Origin of the sequence: Sporocytophaga myxococcoides (assembly GCF_000775915.1) — a bacterium.
Taxonomy (GTDB): Bacteria; Bacteroidota; Bacteroidia; order Cytophagales; family Cytophagaceae; genus Sporocytophaga; species Sporocytophaga myxococcoides_A.
Genome location: NZ_BBLT01000001.1, coordinates 229382 through 248583 on the forward strand (window position 1 = coordinate 229382; position 19202 = coordinate 248583).

At 35.7% G+C, this 19202-nt stretch carries 23 protein-coding genes; 8 read left to right on the plus strand and 15 right to left on the minus strand.

Translation table 11 applies throughout. From position 1 onward, the window contains the following. Positions 1–34: 34 nt before the first annotated feature. Both ilvN and MYP_RS00975 read left to right on the plus strand, forming a co-directional pair. Complete coding sequence (ilvN, locus tag MYP_RS00970) at positions 35–331, plus strand: acetolactate synthase small subunit (protein WP_052429864.1); 297 nt, start codon at positions 35–37, stop codon at positions 329–331. A 55-nt stretch (positions 332–386) separates the two neighbouring features. After that, entirely contained in the window at positions 387–818 is a 432-nt protein-coding gene (locus MYP_RS00975) for a hypothetical protein (RefSeq protein WP_045457223.1), read from the plus strand. A gap of 68 nt (positions 819–886) precedes the next feature. Here the strand turns inward: MYP_RS00975 and MYP_RS00980 are convergent, their stop codons facing one another. The 4 genes from MYP_RS00980 to MYP_RS00995 all read right to left on the minus strand — a co-directional run bounded on the left by MYP_RS00980 (position 887) and on the right by MYP_RS00995 (position 3839). After that, the gene (locus tag MYP_RS00980) at positions 887–1243 is read right to left on the minus strand and encodes a diacylglycerol kinase family protein (protein ID WP_045457225.1); all 357 of its coding nucleotides are present in this window, start codon (positions 1241–1243) and stop codon (positions 887–889) included. A gap of 86 nt (positions 1244–1329) precedes the next feature. Beyond that, positions 1330–2682, minus strand: coding sequence for a sensor histidine kinase (locus MYP_RS24635; protein WP_052429865.1), 1353 nt, complete (start codon positions 2680–2682; stop codon positions 1330–1332). Between the two features lie 66 nt (positions 2683–2748). Beyond that, positions 2749–3294, minus strand: a complete 546-nt coding sequence (locus tag MYP_RS00990; RefSeq protein ID WP_197059980.1) for an NUDIX domain-containing protein — start codon at positions 3292–3294, stop codon at positions 2749–2751. Next, complete coding sequence (locus MYP_RS00995) at positions 3282–3839, minus strand: thioredoxin family protein (RefSeq protein WP_045457228.1); 558 nt, start codon at positions 3837–3839, stop codon at positions 3282–3284. The genes MYP_RS00990 and MYP_RS00995 overlap by 13 nt, the downstream gene beginning before the upstream one ends. Positions 3840–3918: 79 nt before the next feature. Between MYP_RS00995 and MYP_RS01000 the strand changes: the two genes are divergently transcribed. The 3 genes from MYP_RS01000 to MYP_RS01005 are packed head-to-tail and all read left to right on the plus strand — an operon-like array spanning position 3919 to position 6223. Then, positions 3919–4896 carry a YpdA family putative bacillithiol disulfide reductase gene (locus MYP_RS01000; RefSeq protein WP_045457231.1) on the plus strand — a complete coding sequence of 326 codons (978 nt, stop codon included), beginning with the start codon at positions 3919–3921 and terminating at the stop codon, positions 4894–4896. 2 nt (positions 4897–4898) lie between these two features. Continuing rightward, a complete protein-coding gene (locus MYP_RS25930) occupies positions 4899–5075 on the plus strand; it encodes a hypothetical protein (protein ID WP_156140223.1) in 177 nt (58 codons plus the stop codon). After that, complete coding sequence (locus MYP_RS01005) at positions 5072–6223, plus strand: glycerate kinase (RefSeq protein WP_045457234.1); 1152 nt, start codon at positions 5072–5074, stop codon at positions 6221–6223. Before MYP_RS25930 ends, MYP_RS01005 begins: the two co-directional genes overlap by 4 nt. A 124-nt stretch (positions 6224–6347) precedes the next feature. Here MYP_RS01005 and MYP_RS01010 read toward each other — a convergent pair whose 3' ends face one another. Further along, a complete protein-coding gene (locus tag MYP_RS01010; RefSeq protein ID WP_081990364.1) occupies positions 6348–6974 on the minus strand; it encodes a type 1 glutamine amidotransferase domain-containing protein in 627 nt (208 codons plus the stop codon). A 225-nt stretch (positions 6975–7199) separates the two neighbouring features. On the opposite strand from MYP_RS01010, the gene MYP_RS01015 reads away from it, so the two are divergent. Together MYP_RS01015 and MYP_RS01020 are read left to right on the plus strand one after the other, a co-directional pair. After that, entirely contained in the window at positions 7200–7412 is a 213-nt protein-coding gene (locus tag MYP_RS01015) for a hypothetical protein (protein ID WP_045457237.1), read from the plus strand. A 55-nt stretch (positions 7413–7467) separates the two neighbouring features. Further along, positions 7468–8928 carry a Do family serine endopeptidase gene (locus MYP_RS01020; RefSeq protein WP_045457240.1) on the plus strand — a complete coding sequence of 487 codons (1461 nt, stop codon included), beginning with the start codon at positions 7468–7470 and terminating at the stop codon, positions 8926–8928. 117 nt (positions 8929–9045) lie between these two features. Here MYP_RS01020 and MYP_RS01025 read toward each other — a convergent pair whose 3' ends face one another. Then, positions 9046–10143: an AI-2E family transporter gene (locus MYP_RS01025; RefSeq protein ID WP_045457243.1), complete on the minus strand. Its 1098-nt coding sequence runs from the start codon at positions 10141–10143 to the stop codon at positions 9046–9048. A gap of 208 nt (positions 10144–10351) precedes the next feature. Here MYP_RS01025 and MYP_RS01030 point away from each other — a divergent pair, with 208 nt between their 5' ends. After that, entirely contained in the window at positions 10352–10561 is a 210-nt protein-coding gene (locus tag MYP_RS01030; RefSeq protein WP_045457246.1) for a hypothetical protein, read from the plus strand. A 442-nt stretch (positions 10562–11003) separates the two neighbouring features. Here MYP_RS01030 and MYP_RS01035 read toward each other — a convergent pair whose 3' ends face one another. From MYP_RS01035 to MYP_RS01075, 9 genes are all read right to left on the minus strand, one after another. Continuing rightward, a complete protein-coding gene (locus tag MYP_RS01035) occupies positions 11004–11411 on the minus strand; it encodes a response regulator (RefSeq protein ID WP_045457249.1) in 408 nt (135 codons plus the stop codon). 392 nt (positions 11412–11803) lie between these two features. Next, a complete protein-coding gene (locus tag MYP_RS01040) occupies positions 11804–12880 on the minus strand; it encodes a site-2 protease family protein (RefSeq protein ID WP_045457252.1) in 1077 nt (358 codons plus the stop codon). Between the two features lie 56 nt (positions 12881–12936). Continuing rightward, on the minus strand, positions 12937–13452 hold the full coding sequence (locus MYP_RS01045) for an SET domain-containing protein (RefSeq protein ID WP_045457255.1): 516 nt from the start codon (positions 13450–13452) through the stop codon (positions 12937–12939). A gap of 91 nt (positions 13453–13543) precedes the next feature. Beyond that, positions 13544–14227 carry an alpha/beta hydrolase gene (locus MYP_RS01050; protein ID WP_045457258.1) on the minus strand — a complete coding sequence of 228 codons (684 nt, stop codon included), beginning with the start codon at positions 14225–14227 and terminating at the stop codon, positions 13544–13546. After that, positions 14214–15017, minus strand: coding sequence for an alpha/beta hydrolase (locus MYP_RS01055; protein WP_045457261.1), 804 nt, complete (start codon positions 15015–15017; stop codon positions 14214–14216). Before MYP_RS01055 ends, MYP_RS01050 begins: the two co-directional genes overlap by 14 nt. Before the next feature lie 53 nt (positions 15018–15070). Continuing rightward, complete coding sequence (locus tag MYP_RS01060) at positions 15071–16162, minus strand: agmatine deiminase family protein (RefSeq protein WP_081990366.1); 1092 nt, start codon at positions 16160–16162, stop codon at positions 15071–15073. Further along, positions 16131–16997: a carbon-nitrogen hydrolase gene (locus tag MYP_RS01065; RefSeq protein WP_045457264.1), complete on the minus strand. Its 867-nt coding sequence runs from the start codon at positions 16995–16997 to the stop codon at positions 16131–16133. Before MYP_RS01065 ends, MYP_RS01060 begins: the two co-directional genes overlap by 32 nt. 90 nt (positions 16998–17087) lie before the next feature. After that, complete coding sequence (locus MYP_RS01070) at positions 17088–17681, minus strand: IMPACT family protein (RefSeq protein WP_045457267.1); 594 nt, start codon at positions 17679–17681, stop codon at positions 17088–17090. Between the two features lie 47 nt (positions 17682–17728). Next, the gene (locus MYP_RS01075; RefSeq protein WP_045457270.1) at positions 17729–18865 is read right to left on the minus strand and encodes a tetratricopeptide repeat protein; all 1137 of its coding nucleotides are present in this window, start codon (positions 18863–18865) and stop codon (positions 17729–17731) included. Positions 18866–19202: the final 337 nt, after the last annotated feature.

A 19202-nucleotide genomic window follows, 5' to 3' on the forward strand; every position in this document is an offset into this window, starting at 1 on the left:
AACCAGTTTAAAGAACCTTAATAAAAACAAACCTATGCAACATATATTTTCCCTGTCGATAAACAAAAAGCCTGGAATTATAATAAGGGCTGCCTTAATTTTTGAAAGAAGAGGGTTTGATATAGATTTTATGGAAATCTCAGGTGAAGATTCCAGTGGTTTAAACAAAATGATCATTCGAGCTACAGGGGATAGTTCAAAAGTGGTACAGATTGAAAAGCAATTGGAAAAACTGATTGATGTTGTGAAGGCTAAATATATATCAAGTGAGCTGGCTACTGATAATAAACTTCAGCTGGAAAGCAAGCCAGCTCTACTTAAAGCTGTGTAACTCGAACATTTTATTTCTCTGTTCTGTTAACATTTAAGTATCGAAGGGAAGAGATATGAGCAGATCAAAAGCATTAATAAGTGGTCTGGCAGGTGCACTGGCACTTACTGCCGCAAATCAGGGATTGCAAAAGTATACCACGAAGTCTCCTAAGGTGGATTTATTTGGAATGAAAGTTTTAAAAAAGGGGCTCCAGGCAGTTGGCTTGGCAAGTCCCGGAAAGAAAAAACTCTTTGGTTTAAGTTTGGGAAGTGATTTGTTGTTTAATAGTATTTATTATAGTATGACAGCTTCAGGTAAAACGCCCTTAGTGAGTGGATCCCTTCTTGGTTTGGGGGCTGGAGCAGGAACATTAAGTTTACCTGGCCTGTTAGGCTTCGGTAAAGAATTTGTAGGTTCTACATTTAAACAAAGATTACTTTCGATGGGAATTTACTTTGCTGGAGGCTTGACAGCTGCAGCAACTTATAAATTGCTAAACAGATAAGGTCAGGTATAAACAGATATTAAAAGACTTTCCTGGAACGGAAGTCTTTTTTTGTTTTAAGATGGCAATTAGAACATATATTCTTGAAATATTATCACCCCGACAATTAGCGCAAAGATAGCTGCAATTAATACTGCTGCGGCAGCTAAGTCCTTTATTTTACCAGCTGCAGGATGAAATTCAGGAGAGAGAAAATCAACTATTTTTTCAATTGCTGTATTTATGAGTTCCATCGTCCAGACAAGGGTTATTGCCAATAAAATCCATAGCCATTCAGTTTTTTCGATTCTGAAATATGCCGATAAAGCCAGGACCAAAACAGTGGCAGCTAAATGAATACGGGCATTATTTTCAAATACCAGTAGATGCTTCAGACCTTTTACTGCATATTTGTAACTCTTTAAATTCTTATTAATGTCAATCATAGAGGTTTAATTGAAACACAATTTAAAAAGAAATGTAACAAAGGGCCTTGATTTTTAGAATGATTAAGGTTAGGTGTTTCAAAAGATTAATAGGAAGCAGGCAAGGTAAATAGAAAGGTGGTACCTTTCGTTTCATTTTTTTCTACCCAGATCTTACCTCCGTTTTTTTCAACAAACTCTTTGCATAATTTCAGTCCGAGACCCGTACCTTCTTCTCCTGAAGTACCTTTTGTACTGTACTTATGATCAATGCTAAATAATTTTGGTAAAAGGTCAGTGGATATTCCAATTCCATTATCTTTTACAAAAATAGTTACAAATCCATTTTCTTTAAAAGCATCTATTGTTACAGTATCATTTTGTGACGAATATTTAATCGCATTGGAGATAAGGTTTCTCAGGATGGTTTCGACCATATTTTTATCAGCATATACCTTTATTTTAGACTCAATTTTTATATCTATGGCAATCTTCTTCATTGAAAACAAAGGGGAAAGGTATTCGGAAGTTGCACATACCACATCTATAATGGAAAAAGTTTCAGGTCTGTAAACGAGTTCATTCATTTGGAGTTTGGCCCATTTTAAAAGGATCTCCAATAGATTTTGAATTTTTACCAGACTCTTATGAAGAAAGAAAATCGTTTCGGATTCATCATCATTAGTGCGGTTCTGATCTTTCAGGAATGTAGATAATACAAGTGCAGAATTAATTGGCCCGCGTAAATCATGACTTACAATTGAGAAAAATCTGTTTTTACTTTCGTTTAATGTTGCCAATTCATTTTTTAGCCTTTGCTGAAGCTTATATTCTCTGTAAAAAATATAGACTATCATTAAAGCTGTGACCAAAGCAGATATCCCCGAAAATATAATGGCTATGTTTATTAACTTTAAAGTAGAAGTTGCCTTGATTTGCTTATGAGTTAAAGTTTTTTTCTCAAGAGATTCTATTAAATTTTTTTCTTCTCTTATTTTTATTTTCAGATCACGTGAATAAGAAAGTTTTTCAAAAGTAAGACGAATATGTCCCTTTCTGATTGCATCTTTATTTTTATTGACAAGTCGGTCAATTTCATTTCTCCTTAGTTCAAATAACTCCTCAATATATTTTATTCTTCGATATACAGGAGGGTTATTATTTACCAATGCTTTTAATTTAGCTATCTCGGCCTTGGTCTTTCTGGCATTGTCTTCATATTCATACAGGAAATGAACATTTGAAGAGAGGATATAACCTCTCAGGTTGCCCTCTGTTTCAACAAGCAATACTACAAGGTTGTCAAGGTGATTGATGACATTATAGGATGCCCCGACAGCCTTGAATTCTTCCTTAATTTTTTGAGAATATATGATAGAGTAAATGGAGGCGGCTGCAAGAACTACTAACAATAGACCCAGTATAGGAAAGAGGATTTTAAGTTTTACAGAATCCTTCATATGAAATTCCCCTCAACTACAAAATATCCTTATTGTACGGGGTTGGCTAACGTAAGTTTTGGGCCTTTATTGCAGATATTTATCTACAATATTCTGAAGTTCTTCCAGTTGCCGATTTGTAAGACTATTTAAAAAATCGGGTAATTGGCCTGATCTTAATCTTACCTGAAAAAAGAATACAGCTTCCTGGATTATTTTTAAATGATCAAATGCGAGCAATGGCAAGTGAAAAAGGGAAAACCACTGAACATTTTGAGCATCGTCTCCGGCTTTCAGATTTACTTCATTTGTGATTATTGTTGTATAAGCTATGGAGATGGTTCTGCCTCTAGGGTCTCTGTTTACATTTGTATAGGTGCCTGTCTGCGCCATGGTGTTTATAACCAGACCAGTTTCTTCAAATAATTCTCTTTTTGCACAGTCCAGGCCGTTTTCATTCATTTCAAGGAATCCGCCGGGGAGTGCCCAACAGTTTTTATATGGATCATGTTTCCTCTCTATCAATAGAAGATTTAATATTCCGGAAGTGAGGTTAAAAATTACTGAGTCTGTTGTGACAGAAGCTTTGGGATAATCGTAGCAGAATTTACCTTCAGACATTATACTTTCCATTTGATGTTGCATCCGATACTTGGTTTCTGATCTTTCTCAACCTCCTTGTCACTCAATAAACTATCAAGGGCATTTCGAATATCCTTCCCATTGACAGGTAAAGAATTTGAAGGTCTTGAGTCATCAAGTTGTCCTCTGTATACAAGTGAAAGATGCTTATCAAATATATAAAAGTCGGGTGTGCAGGCAGCTTCATATGCTTTAGCAACCTTTTGACTTTCGTCATACAAATAAGGGAAGGGGTAGCCAAGCTCTTTTGCCACTTTATTCATCTCATCAGGAGCGTCAGCAGGATACTTTTCGGCATCATTTGAACTGATTGCAATAAATGAAATTCCCTTTGAAACATAATCTTTAGCCAAATGCACTAGTTCGTTGTTCACGTGTTTTACAAAAGGACAATGATTGCAGATGAACATGATTACTGTGGCTTTTTGGGACTTAATCTGACTCAGTGCTAAGTCTTTTCCTGAAACAGTGTCCAAAAGCGTAAAATCCGGTGCAATGGTTCCGAGAGGAAGCATATTGCTGGGTGTTTGTGCCATATAAAAGTTTTTACGAATATAAATAAAACCTTTAAATTAGTATGATGTTGGTTGGGTAAATTGTAATAAGGTTTTGAATATGAGTATTTATGATATAATTGTAATTGGGGGAGGGCCGATAGGTTTGGCTTGTGGAATAGAGGCTCAGAAGGCAGGATTGAAATATCTGATACTTGAAAAAGGAGCCCTGGTAAACTCCATCTACAATTATCCTTTGAACATGAGATTTTTTTCTACTTCTGAAAGACTGGAGATAGGAGCAGTACCTTTTGTTTCCATAAGCGGTAAACCTATGAGAGATGAGGCCCTTGAGTATTATCGGAGAGTGCTGGAATATTTTCGTCTTAAAATAAAACTGTACGAGGAAGTACAAATAATTAATAGACGAAATGATGGTTTGTTTGAAATCCAATCTTCAAAAGGAATCTATCATTCAAAACATATAATCATTGCCACAGGCTTTTATGACCACCCTATTAGTTGTGGAATTGATGGAGAGCATATGTCAAAGGTTTTTCATTATTATAAAGAACCCCATCCATTTTCATTCAGTAAGATTATTGTTGTGGGAGCGGCAAATTCTGCTATTGATGCTGCTTTGGAATGTTACAGAAAAGGAGCTGAGGTCACTTTGGTTGTCCGAAAACCAGAAATAAGTCACAGAGTGAAATATTGGGTGAAACCTGATATAGAAAACAGGATAAAGGAAAATTCAATAAAAGCCTTATTTAATGCAGAACTGGTTTCTATCAGGGAAAATGAAGTGAATATAAAAACCGAAAATGGAATAGTCACTTTAGAGAATGATTTCGTGTTGCTTATGACCGGCTATCATCCTGACTTTAGCTTGCTGGCTAAAGTTGGTATTGAATTTCATTCAGGGGATTTAAAGATCCCTAATTATAATGAGGATACGATGGAGTCAAATATAAAAAATATCTACCTCGCAGGAGTTGTTTGTGGTGGTATGGAAACTCATAAATGGTTCATTGAAAATTCCAGAATACATGCAAACATGATTATACGTGATATTTTGAGTAAAGCTAATTTTATATAGTTATGGCAGGTTGTGGTTATGTTTGTCCTTTATGTGAAGGACGAGGGATGGATGAATATGGAAATGATTGTGATCATTGCTCGGGTCCTAAAAATAAATCTTTGACTGAAGAGCAGGAGGAGTGGATCAGAAATGTTCATGAAGGTCCTTGCTGCAGTCACCCGGAGGAGGAGATATGAAAATAGTCTTGATACCAGATTCCCTAAAAGAATCTTTAAGTGCATTTGAAGTTGCTGATGCAATGACTAATGGTATCAGAAAAGTACTCTCAGATGCTGAAATAATTTCTTGTCCGCTTGCAGATGGCGGAGAGGGCACAGTAGAGGCTTTGGTTCATGCCACTGGTGGTTATAAGGTTGAAGTGCCGGTTCATGATCCACTTATGAGAAGTATAAAAGCATCTTATGGAATATTGGGAGATCATAGGACAGCAGTTATTGAAACAGCAGCCGCTTCAGGGCTTGCTCTCCTCAATAATCAAGAAAGGAATCCGATGATAACAACTTCATTTGGTACCGGAGAATTGATTGCAGATGCACTGAACAAAGGAATAAGGAAGTTTATAATTGGTCTTGGAGGAAGCGCAATTAATGATGGAGGTGCCGGTATGGCCCAGGCATTGGGGGTTGCTCTTCTTGACGAAAAAGGTAAAGACTTACCAAAAGGAGGAGAGGCGCTTGTCAATCTTGCTGAGATAAATCTAACAGGGATACATGATGCTCTGAAAAGTGCTGAGTTTACAATTGCTTCAGACGTAACCAATCCTTTAACAGGAGCAAATGGGGCATCCCGGGTATTTGGTCCTCAGAAGGGGGCTACTGAGGAAATGGCAGCTTTTCTGGATAAGTGTCTTTCTCATTATGCTTCCGTTATAAAAGAACAAATGGGAAAGGAAATTGATACCATTGCAGGAGCTGGTGCAGCCGGAGGTTTGGGGGCAGGCATTCTTGCGTTCTGCGGTGGAGTTATAAAATCAGGTTTTCCTTTAATAGCAGAACTTGCAAAAGTGGATGAAAAACTAGAAAATGCTGATATTATATTTACGGCAGAAGGCAGATCTGATTTGCAAACACTTTCAGGAAAGTTGCCCCTGGGCGTTGGTAAAATCGGTCAAAATTATAGAATTCCTGTGTTCCTGATTACCGGATATGCTGCATCTGGCGCTGAGGAACTGTTGAAGCATGGGGTAACGTGTATTATGCCATTTCAAAATGGTCCTATGACTTTGAAAGAATCGGTAAATGATGCTTATAATCTTATAGGTCAGACCACTGCCAATGCACTAAGAATATTTTTAGCAGGAAGAAAAAGAATAAACCTGCCTTGAGAGCAGGTTTAGATGTTGGTTGAGTTAGGTAAATAGCTGGTGCTCTTTACATTTTATATATAATGTTAAATGAAAGATCCCGGTTTTTGTTCGGTAGGAATAAAATATTTTTATCAGAATCAGATTATTTTTTTACCTTATCTTTTGACTTGATATCTTCAGTTTTCTCTCCCTTTACAGGGGGCCTGTTGAATGCATTATTTGAAGAGGAAGGCAGAGCTGCTAAGGTATTAATGATTCGATCATTAAAAGCTGAAAGGTCTGAAGGTTTTCTGCTGGTAATAAGATTTTTATCAGTTACAACAGGTTCATCTACCCACGTTGCTCCTGCATTTATAAGATCGGTTTTTAGGGAAGGATACGACGTAAGTTTTCTGCCGTTGATTAAACCTGTTTCAATTAAAGTCCATGGTCCATGGCAAATAGATGCAACAGGTTTTTGAGCAGTCATAAAGGTTTTTACAAATTCAATAGCATTTTTCTTTATCCTTAGAAAATCCGGATTCATTACACCTCCCGGTAATATTAGAGCATCATAATTATCCGGGCTGGCTTCATCCAGAAGGATATCAGCAGTTATTGTATCACCCCAATCTTTCAGATTCCATCCTTTGATTTGCTTTTCAGGAGCAATAATTTCAACAATTGCATTCGCTTCTCTTAAGGCTTTAACTGGTTCAGTCAGCTCTACTTGTTCAAAGCCGTTGTCTACAAGCACGGCGACTTTAATTCCACTTAGATTTTTTTGCATATTATTTAAAATTGTTAATTCAAAACAGAAGATCAGAGGAAATGTTAAACCTGTTTTTATTTGCTTGGAAAATGACTAATATGTAATATGGTGGCTTAAAATAATAGGTTGCATTTATGGAAGATATTTAAATATATTATTATGGAATGCTTTTCAACAATTGTCTTTCTATGGGGTTAATTTAAAACCAGACATATTATAAATCCCAGAAACATATATTTTATTATGAGATTATCTACTCTTACAGAAGGATACGAGGTTACAGAAATTGCCGATGGCGGAGACAAAGTGAAGATTGCCTATACTAAAGAAGGTATTCATCCTAATGACTTTATCTTTCTCAGCAACTCTCCCTCCCTGGAAGATATCAAATACCAGGTGATTGATGTCAAATGGTTGGACGGATTATATTATGCAGATCTCGTGAAGATATCCTGATAAATTGTTACTTTTATTTTTTCTGTATAGATTCATTTTTAATGGATAAAAATTAATGAACAGGTTTTTAACTTTATTTCTTGCAGCTATTCTTGGAAGTGCTGTAACGATTATTGCCACTCGTTTTTTAACGAGCAATGGCAGTAGTGGTAGTATTGTTTCTTACAGTAAAAAATCCAATACTTCCGACACTACTTATAAGGGGAATGGTTCTGGTGTGAATTTTCGTCCGGCTACAGTAAAGGCTTTACCTTCTGTTGTGCATATTCATTCTGCTATTCCCGCCAATAAACAATATAATGATATGGGGCCATTCAGAGATTTTTTTGGTGATGATTTCTGGGGACGGCCAAGGGAAGAAAAACAACGGCTGGAAATGGCAACAGGTTCTGGTGTAATCGTTAGTCCTGATGGATATATAGTAACTAACGATCACGTTATTGCAGGAGCAAAAGAAATCAATGTAACTTTGAACGATAACAGAAGCTTTAAAGCAAAGCTAATAGGGACAGACCCTTCAACAGATATTGCTCTGATAAAAGTTGAAGAATCGGATATGCCATTTATTTCATTTTCAAATTCTGATTTTGTTGAAGTAGGGGATTGGGTTTTAGCGGTAGGAAATCCATTTAACCTTTCATCGACTGTAACAGCTGGTATTATTAGCGCAAAGGCCAGAAACATTAGTATTTTGCAGGATAAGTCAGCAATTGAATCATTTCTTCAGACCGATGCCGCTGTTAATCCTGGAAATAGCGGTGGAGCTTTAATAAATCTTGAAGGTGATCTTATAGGTATCACTACTGCTATCGCTACGCCGACAGGTGCATATGCCGGTTATGCATTTGCTGTTCCCAGTAACATAGTTGCTAAGGTAATAGAAGATCTTAAACAATATGGAGTAGTTCACAGAGCATATCTTGGAGTGGTAATAAGGGATATGGATTCGGATTTGGCTAAAACACTTGGATTAAAGTCCTTGAAAGGAACTTATGTGGAGAGTGTGGTAGAGAATAGTGCTGCGTCCAAAGCAGGAATAAAAGCAGGTGATGTAATTCTTAAAATTGATGATGTTGAAATAGGTTCAACTGCAAAACTTCTGGAACTTATTGGAATCCATCATCCGGGTGATAATGTTAAACTGACAGTGCTAAGGGATGGAAAGGAAAAGGAGTTTAAAGTAGAACTGAAAAACAGTCAGGGAAAAGTTGAAGTAATCAAAAAGGAGGTCAATGAAGTAGAGGAGAAGTTGGGTGCGGATTTTGAAGACCTTACTGCTCAGGAAAAGAAGAAATATGGTATAACAGGTGTGAAGGTGAAATCTCTAGGCTCAGGTATATTATCAGAACAAACGAATATGAAAGAAGGCTTTATTATTACGGGTATAAACCATAAGCCAATTAAAGACCTGAACGAATTTAATGAAGTGCTTTCAGCACAACAAGGAGGAGTTTTGCTGGAAGGAGTTTATCCCGGAAGCCCTGGAAAGTATTACTATGCTTTCGGTCTTGAATAACTTTGAAAAGGAATAAAATGAAAGAGCCCCGTAGTCTGCGGGGCCTTTTTTTTTCAAACTTATGAAAAGTTTGTAGAGGCGATAATTTTTAAAACAATCTATGCTCGCACAATGCTTTTAGCTTTTAAATTTGGCTTTAAGTTTTTTAAACAACCTTTTAATTTTTTGAGTATTATCATCTTTTTCATCGGAATCATCTCCTATCAGATATCCTAATGGTTTCAACTCTTCTACATGATCAAAAATTATCTTTATGATACCTATTAAAGGAATAAAAAGGATCATTCCAAAGATACCCCAGATTAATCCTCCAAGGATTAAAGCCATAATCGTTGATAAAGGGTTTACTCTTACTTGAGAACCGGTTATAAATGGAGTAAGTAAATTGTTCTCAATAACCTGGTTAAGCCAAAGTGCTCCTAATACAAATAATGCAGGGCCAAATTCATTTTTGGTTACCAGGGTCATAATGAAGGGAAGAAGGCTTCCGATGATTACACCAATGTAAGGAATTACATTAAGTATTGCCGCAAGACATCCGAAAAAGATTGCATTGTTTACTCCCAGTAGAAGGAGTACTGAAGAATTCATAACTGCCAGAATTAATATCACAATGAATACTCCTGTCAGGTATCTCTGGGTGACCTTGCTTATCTGGTTAAGAATTATAGTATTTTGTTGGTGAAGGGCTTTGGGACTTACCATCAGAATGAAATTAAAAAATTTGTTACGGTAATAAAGAAAGAAAAAAGTGTAGACCAGTATCAATCCAAAGGTAGCAAGTCCACCAAGGAACCCTGTAATAAGGTTGGTGCTGCTTTGGAGCAGGGTTTCTGTTTTCTCCCTGATTATTTTGCTTTGTTTCGCCTTTTCCATTCCAAACTTGCTTTGAATGTATTCCTGTATATCATCAAAGACATGCCTGAACTGCTGCTCAATTTCTTCCAGATTTTTTGCCAGATTAAATCCTTGCATTGATAGTAGAGTCGCGATGCCCATAATAATAAGAAAAAACAAAGCAATGCAAAGAATTATAGAAACTGCTCTTTTTATTCCAAGGGATTCCAGTTTTCTGGCAACAGGTAACAGCAACATTGCCAAGAGACATGCAATTGTAACAGGAATTAAAAAGGGACGGGCTAAATATAATCCACCAATAATAAGAAATGCACTAAATAAGAGACGATTTATATTTCTGAATTTCAATATTGCCATGAGGTATATGTTAGTATAGAAATAAGATTTCCCTACTAAAAAAGTTTAAGGAGCAATTTAAATTGCCGTTACAGGAAAATGTATTTTAAGGATTTGATTTTGGAATACAGTTAATTAAGGGTTTGAAATATTTTGCTTAAATTTCAAATTGGGTACGGGATGATATTTTCTAAAAAATGTTTAATTTCGTTAAATATAAAAGTGAATTATGAAAGTAATTAAAAAAGATACAATCATTAAAGTAGGAGATATTTTAAGAAATCCTGAAAATACTGAGCAGTGGGAAGTGGAGAAAATTGATGGATTTAAATTTCTGGTTAAAAATCCTAAAACAAAAGCTCAAGGAACACTTCTGAAAAATGAATTGCTAGCTAATAACTGGACTGTGCAAATCATGGATGACCGTAACTATTATTAATACCCTTGTTTTTTAAAGCCTTGGAAAATATATGAATGAAAGGGTTCTGAAAAAACAGGACTCTTTTTCTTAGAAATTGCCATGGCATTAATAATTACCTCAGATTAATATATCAGAATAACTTTTTGAAATGCTAGTCAAACCGATAAGGTTGGAAATTTTTATAGTCATTATCAGAAACTTTCGTTATTACATCATAATTTCTTTATCCATAATATTTACTGGCAATTTCATGTAATGGATTAAAAAAAAATGAAAATCCATTCGAATAATAAAGTAAAACAATTGAGAGAGAAATGATTTGAAATTTTTGGGATTCAGGCTATGAGAGGGAAGTAAGGCTTAAAACAGTATTCTTTTTGTAAATTGTAAAGTTTAATTTTTATAATATAAAAGGTGAAATATCTCTTACTATAAAATATAGAGGTATGATTCCCGCTCTTTAGTTGTTGGTCTTTGGGATAAGGGTTTTCAGATGAACTATATAACTATGATTGAATGGTTTATGTAGTATTGTTTTTACGCCGAGATTTTTTGCTCTTTCTAAGTCTTTATTTCGAGTTGTAACGGTAAGAACAATTATTTCAGGGGACTGGCATAATGAGCCTTTTATCTGATTGAATTCTTCAAGAAATTCGAATCCATCCATAATGGGCATAAACAGGTCCAAGAGGATAATTTGAGGAAATGATGGTTTGTCATTTTGTGAGCGGAGAAAATCCAAAGCTTGTTCTCCGTCTTTTACACTATGCAGTTGTTCCGAGATTTGGTAACGGGAAAAGAATTTTGTTGTAATGAAATTACAAATGTCGTCATCCTCAATTAGTAAAATGGATTTAAACTTTTCCACGTGGGTGTTAAAAATATAGTTCCGGAAATTTTAAACAAGTGTGTGGAGCTTGGGCTTTATGCTCCTGGGAACCGCCATCCCCCGATTCACATAAAAAAACCAAGTCCACACATGTAGTGAACACTAGTTTCCTCCGGTGAATCTTTATAAGGCGGTATTTGGAGCCGGAATAACTAATGAAAAGCATTAAAGTTATGTTCAAATATATGGTTTTTATCGATAAAAAGGAACTAATATATTTCAATCATGATGAATTTTACGATGGGTTTTTCTTTTGGGTTAATTTATAGGATAATAAAATGTTAAGATATTCCTATTTTAATGTAATATTTTTACAGCGAATTGATTTTTGATTTTAGAAATCGACAAATAAAATTTTATACCGGATGAAATTAATATTTTAAGGCGGACTGAATCATTACGAATTCGTTTAAGTTGTCGAGATTTATAACACCTGTAAGTACTCCGTTATTTAATACTGGAAAATATCCTGTAGGGTCTTCTTGTACAAAGTGATAGATCTTGGAAAGCTGTTCATGTTCCTCAAAAGTTCTGAAAGTAGTTTTCATAATATCTTTAACGGGGGCAAGAGGATTATAGGATTTAAGACTACTGAATAAGGAATCTCTTTTTATAATTCCTTGAATTTCCGAATTCTCAGCAATGATGAAGTTATGATCCCATCCTTCCAGAAGCTTGTCTGCCGCTTCTTTTATTGTTGTTTGGGAATTGATGATAATAAAGTGTTTCATCATGGCTTCTTTCACAACATGCCCTCTGAGAAATTCCATCTGTTGTACAGACATATTTTCTGCATATGCTCCAAAAAAAATGAATGCAGCTATAAACATTAGCAAAGGGCTGTAGAATAAACCTAGAAAAAAGAAGCCTACGGCAACAAACTGACCTAAGTGTGAGGCAATTTTAGTTGCCCTGAACCTTCCCATTTTTATAGCAAGCAAAGCTCTTAGTATTCTGCCCCCATCCATAGGAAAGGCAGGGATAATATTAAATATTACTAATGTAACATTTATCCAAAACAAGCTTTGAAAAAAAGTATCAGCAGATATGACATTATTACGATTTCCTGTCATAATAACCTTGTTTCCTAATATAAGGTAAAGCAGAATAGCAATGATTACATTTACCATTGGTCCGGCAACAGTGATCCAAAGTTCCTTTTTAGGATCTTCAGGGATACGCTCAATACTTGCCAGTCCACCGATAGGAAGGAGGGTGATCTTTTTTGTAGCGATGCCGAATTTCTTTGCGGTCAGCGCGTGACCAAATTCGTGAAGGAGTACACAAATAAAAACTGTCAGGATAAAACTTACAGTCAGTAATATTTCCGGAGCTGTTGCTCCTTGTCTATAAGCGGAAAATCCAATCCATAAAAGCAACAAGAGAAATGTCCAATGAATTAAAACTTTGGTACCGCCGTATTTACCAATGTATAAAGACCATCGCATAATATATGAAGGTTATCATCTAAAGAGTTAACCTTCATATTTATTGATTTGTTAAATCAGGATTTTTTCTTTTTATAAAAGCCCAGAGCTCTTCTCATATCTCTGCCATAGTTTACAAGCAATTCTTCACCTGCCTTGATATCTTTGATAGCTGTAATTTCTACACGTCTTCCGGTAGATTCAAATTTTACATTTGCTGTTTTTCCTGAATTAAAAAAATCACAGATATAACGGGCTATCCCTGCCGATGTCTCTCTCGCATCTATAACGGTAGATTTATTCAAGGTCATTGCATAAGAGCCATAACCGTCATCTCCATATCTTTCCTGAAAAACTTTAGTGGAAATATGTTCACCTGTATACTCCATCAGGGTAGTACCTTTTTTCAGATCTCTGTCAGTATAAAGGCCATAACCTGCCCCTTCTATACTTGACTTGGCAACATAAAAGCCTGTAGCAATTTTTGTATGGTGATTACAAAAAGGATGAGTCTGTATGGTTTTTTTTCCGCATATACCTTTTTCTGTTTGGTAGGTGCAAGTGGCAGTTACTTTAATGGTATGATTTTTCATTCAATCCTGTATACAATTTCTCAGTAAATTTGATAAAAATAATACATTATTTTAAAATGCCGCTTTAAAAATCTGATGATTTTTTCAAAAGTTAACTCTTTGGATAATCTTGCACTAAAGTATTGTCAATAGCCAAACGGATAATTTTGTTTACATTTTCAGCATCTTCAAGTATTATAGAATGACCTCCTGAAATAAAATATGCACCTTTGACATTCCTGGATGGGAATATTCTGTCATCTTTTCCATGAATCCTCAATAAGGATTGAGGAATGGTTGTATTTTTCCACTTCATAAGAGCATCAATAGCCCATTGAATAAAAAATGGATCTGTATTTCTCAGCATATCCAGAAATAAGCTCTTTCCTTTATCAGTCTGAAATCCCATACTATAAAGAATAAATTTCTGAACAAAACTATTAGTGTAAATGGATTGAGGCGTCAATCTGTATATAGGAAAGCATGACAAGAACTTTAAAAGTAAAGGATATTCCTGATAAGTGGGGACCGAGCTGATCAGTATTGTCTTAAGAGGGCTTAATTTTTTAGCAATTTCCACAGCTACTACTCCTCCGAAGGAGACTCCTGCAATAATAAAGTCTTCATTGATATTGAGACTTTCTGACAATCTTCCGGAATAATCCTCAATGGTTTCATCTTGGTGTGGTGTTATCCATTCAAGTACTTCCATTTCAAATCCTGCATTTCTTTGATTGGCAAAGAGGTCTTTGTTGGCTCCCATCCCTGGGATGAAATAGACTTTAGGTAGTTTCATTTGTTAGGAACTCATCAAGACTGTTATGGTACATACTATATGTAGAAATATTTCCATGCATGCCTTTTTTGATTGTGACAAAACAATCTGTTTTTTTTAAGAATTGCTTTAATTTAAATGCTTGTTCATAAGGAATAAGTTCATCCTCTGTACCATGAATGATTAATATGGGACATTGGATTTTGGGCAGCCATTTGTAAGTGGGTATCTTGTACCTGAGTATTAGCTTTATTGGGAAAAAGGGCATTTGTAATCTTGCCATTTCCTGCATACTGTAATAAGGCGTTTCAAGTATAAGTTTCTCGGGTCTCTTCCGAATAGAAAGCTTTGCTGCAAATCCGGACCCTAAAGATCTTCCATAGATGATCATTTTTTTTTCAGGCTCTAATCTTGAAGCGTATTCATACATCAGAGAAGAGTCTCGGTAAATATCTTTTTTAGAAATTTTTCCTGTACTTTTTCCATAACCTCTGTAGTCAAATATAAAGAAGCTATATCCTCTTGAGAGAAATATATCAGAGATCTCCGCCCATGTTCTCATAGACCCGGCATTCCCATGAAGGTAAAATATGATTCCTTTGCTTGATGGGTGTTGAAAGTAGAGCGCGTTGAGTACCGCATCTTTAGTGGTAATGAACAGTTCTTTATATGGATGCTTAAACTTGAATTCAAAAGTTCTGGATAGTTTTTCAGGTAAGAAGATAAACTTTTCCTGAAAATACCAGACCGCTATGGTTGCAACCAGATAAAGAACTGCCAGAAATATCAGTAAGAGAATTAAAAGTTTCATATCCTATTCCTCCGTTTGTATGAAACGTAAATTAAACTTACTGGTTCAAATAGTTATACCAATGGTTCCTGTTGACTCAGACAGTGGAAGCTTCCTAATCCCCAAATTATATCTGTGCTGTCTAATCCTAACACTCTTCTGTCAGGGAATGCCTTTGTCAATATATCCAATGCCTTCTGATCATTCTTGTCATTGAAAACCGGCACAGCTACAACATCATTAGCAATGTAAAAATTAGCGTATGATGCAGGAAGTCGTTGATCTTCAAAAATCACTGGAGCTGGCATTGGCAGTTCCAATATATTTAACTGTTTACCATTCAGTAATCTCATTTTTTTGAGATCTTTAAGGTTCTCTTGCAGAAGTTCATAATTTTCATCCTTCTTATTTTCCTCCACCACAGTTACTACAGTATCTGAATTCACAAAGCGGGTAATATCATCGATATGTCCATCTGTATCATCTCCAACGATACCATCATTAAGCCATAGTATTTGTTCTATGCCGTAGTATTTTACAAGAAAGTTTTCAATTTCTGCCTGAGAAAGATGAGGGTTCCTGTTTTCATTAAGCAAACAAGCGGTAGTTGTAAGTACTGTACCTTGTCCGTTAAATTCAACGGAACCACCTTCCATAACTATACCTGGATTGAAAACCGGCAAATTATAATGATTGCCGATTAAAGTGGGAATAACATCATCCTTGTCATATGGAGGATATTTGTCTCCCCAGGCGTTATAGCCCCAGTCAACAATAACCTTTTTTATATCCGCTTTCGGATTTATCAGGAATGCTGGTCCATGATCCCTGCACCATGCATCATTTGTGGGATGTATGAAAAAGCGGATATTCGAAAAATCAGCGCCAACTGCCTGAAGGCAAGTCTCCGCCTTTTTTTTCATTGCTTCATCATTCACATTGATATTTACAACTTCACCTTTAGCTACCTCTTTAATAAAGGTACAATAAACCGGATAGATAGATTCTATTTTACCAGGCCATGATGCTTCTTTGTGTGGCCAGCTGAGCCAGGTTGCTGAATGTTTTGCCCATTCAGCGGGGAAAAAATATCCCAGATCTTTGGGGTATTTTTGGGTTATTTCCTTATATAAATTAGTCAATGAATCTTCTTGTAATCTGCTCATAAGAATCTATTCTTCTGTCTCTTAAAAATGGCCAGTGGGTACGGTAGTATTCTGACCCTTCCAGATCAATTTCCTGTACATGTATTTCTTCTTCCTTGTGAGGGGCCTGATAAAGAACTCTTCCAAATGGATTGGATACAAATGAGCCCCCCCAGAATTGCATTGGACCTTCAACACCTGTTCTGTTGACAGCTACCACATGAAGTCCGTTTGCAACAGCATGGCCCCTCTGAATTGTTTGCCAGGCATTATATTGTTCTTCATTTACTTCTTGTGTCTGAGTATCAGCCCAGCCTATTGCAGTTGGGTAAAATAAAATTTCCGCTCCCATTAAAGAAGTAATTCTGGCAGCTTCAGGGTACCACTGATCCCAGCAGATTAGTACGCCTATTTTTGCAAACCTGGTTTCAAAGATTCTGTATCCGGTATCGCCAGGAGTAAAATAAAATTTTTCATAGTATCCAGGATCATCAGGGATATGCATTTTGCGGTATTTGCCAAGGTATGTTCCATCGGCATCAAGAACAGCCGTGGTGTTGTGATACAAACCCTGTGCTCTTTTTTCAAATAAAGACGCAATAATGACAACTCCCAGCTCTTTTGCTAATTGTGAAAGAGTATCCGTAGACGGGCCGGGAATTGGTTCTGCAAGTTTAAAGTTTTCATGATCTTCCACATCACAGAAATAAAGAGAGCGGAACAACTCTTGAAGGCAGATGATCTGAGCACCTTTAGCTGCAGCTTCTTTAATTTTTTCAATGGTTTTGCTGAAGTTCTCCTGCGGGTCTTTCACGCAGGAAAGCTGTACAAGTCCGATTTTTACTTTCTTACTCAAGGCTGAAAATGATTTTGAGAGCGAAATTACAAGAATTTTACGGAAGGTTAACCAGGGTGTGGAAAATTAGGTTCAATTTCTCCTATATACTTACAGATCAATCGATTTTAAAAAGGGGCTAAGCTGTCTGATCAAAATTTCACTATCATCTTTTGTTACCTGAAAAGACATACTGCAAACCGACTGGAAATCCTGACTTAAAAAGTCAGCAGAAAAACTTTTCATTACTTTCATTACCTCATTCATTTTTTCATATTCAAAGGAAATTGAGATAAGGACTTGTTCTCTTTTTTCAATCTTCTCCGCATTTTTTAAAGCTTCCTCTGCAGCTGATTTATATGCCTGAATAAGCCCGCTTTTGCCGAGCTTGGTCCCCCCGAAATAACGCACTACTATTACAATAATATTAGTTAGTTCAAAAGATTTAATTTGGTTAAATATTGGATCTCCTGCTGTGTGAGAGGGTTCTCCTGCATCATTTACCCTGAACTTTTGCTCTGCAAAACCTATCCGATAGGCATAGCAAATGTGACGGGCATCATAGTACTCTTTTTTAAACCTTTCTAGAATATCCTTTATTTCTGTTTCACTAGATACAGGAAAAGCAAAAGAAATGAATTTACTGCCCAGCTCTTTGTAAAGTCCTTCTGATGGAGCTTTTATTGAGTAATAGACTTGTTGCATGGAGATTTAGAAGACAGAATTTTTAAGGGAACTTCGTACGTATCTGATTACTTTCCTTTTTTGAGGTATTTTTCGGCTTCTTCAATTACTGATGTGTATTCTGCCAATTCCAGAGCTCTTTGATAATAGGCTTTTGCTTTATCCCTTTCTCCGCGGCTTTCAGCTATTCTGGCAAGTCCTGCATAGGCAAAGCTCACATAGTCTTTATTGGGTGTATTTATTTCAGGAGCCATGTTTACCGCTCTCAGATAAAAAGCTTTTGCATGTTCAGGTCTTTTTTTCCCTTTTTCATTAATGATTCCCAAAAATACATAAGATGCCATCTCAAAGTATTTTTTTCCACTGTTTCTCAGAGTTAATGAAAGCTTTTCTGTTTCCGAATATTCACCTATCCCAATCAGCGATTCAATATGCCTTGATAAAAAATATAGATTATTAGGGTATTTGGTGAAGAGAAGATTAGTATACTTAACAGCTTTTTCGGGGATATTTTGGTAACGCAAGAAAATATTTGCCAGATAATGATTGGCCTCAACTTTTGAAAACAAAGAATTTGTTGCAGCTATCTCAAGTTCTTTAATTCCTTTTTCTTTACCTCCTGGAGAGAAAAATACCATAAAGGGCCTGAAAACAGGATGGGTTTCAGGAAATTGTTGCACATAAAAGTCATATAAACCTGTAGTAAAATAAAACTCATTGAAAACGTCTTTCAGATTAAATCCGGTTTTTACATACTCATATGTTTTTTTAGCATTGTTCACTGCCTTCATTGTTTCTTTCATTTGAGAATGATATTGAGCAAGAGAACTGTAAATGGCCAGGGAAAAAAATACCCCTTCAGGATCTTTGTTGTTTTTGGAAATACGAGCTTGAGCTTGTTGTAAGGCGGCATCAAGATATTTCAGATATTCTGCTGAATTTTCCTTGAATGAGTTGAAGTAATACATTTTCCAATAAAGATTCATTGCTTTCAGGAAATTGTATGCTGGATGTGTAGGATAAGCTGATTTGACCTCTGATATAACTTCATCAGCTTCATCAAATTCAAAATTATACGTAAAATCCATTGCCTTTAAAATGGTTACTTTAATTTCTTCATCTTTAAGCATCGATTGTCCTGCTGCTTTAAGACTTAAAGTCACCATTAAAATTATTCCGGTAATATGGATTAAAATAACTTTCATTAGTCAAAACTTATCCTGAACCTTTCCTTGCAAACAGCAGGAATATATGCTTTTTTTAAATGACCTTTCGGGAGTTAAGAAAATGACCTTCCGGGTTCAATTTTATTACGGAAAAATAATACCCTTTATCGTAAAAAAATATTCTATATAATCTCTTTATAATAAAAAATGTTACCCTATTAATTATTTAAAATCTAATCGATTGGTTTTTAGTAAGTGCCTTTCAAGTAATTCTTAAATAAATGAAAAAACATGACTATTTATCAAATTATATAGGGAATTGGGTTTACTACCTCCACTAAATTGGTATATATAGAAAATTTACTTTTATTAAGTT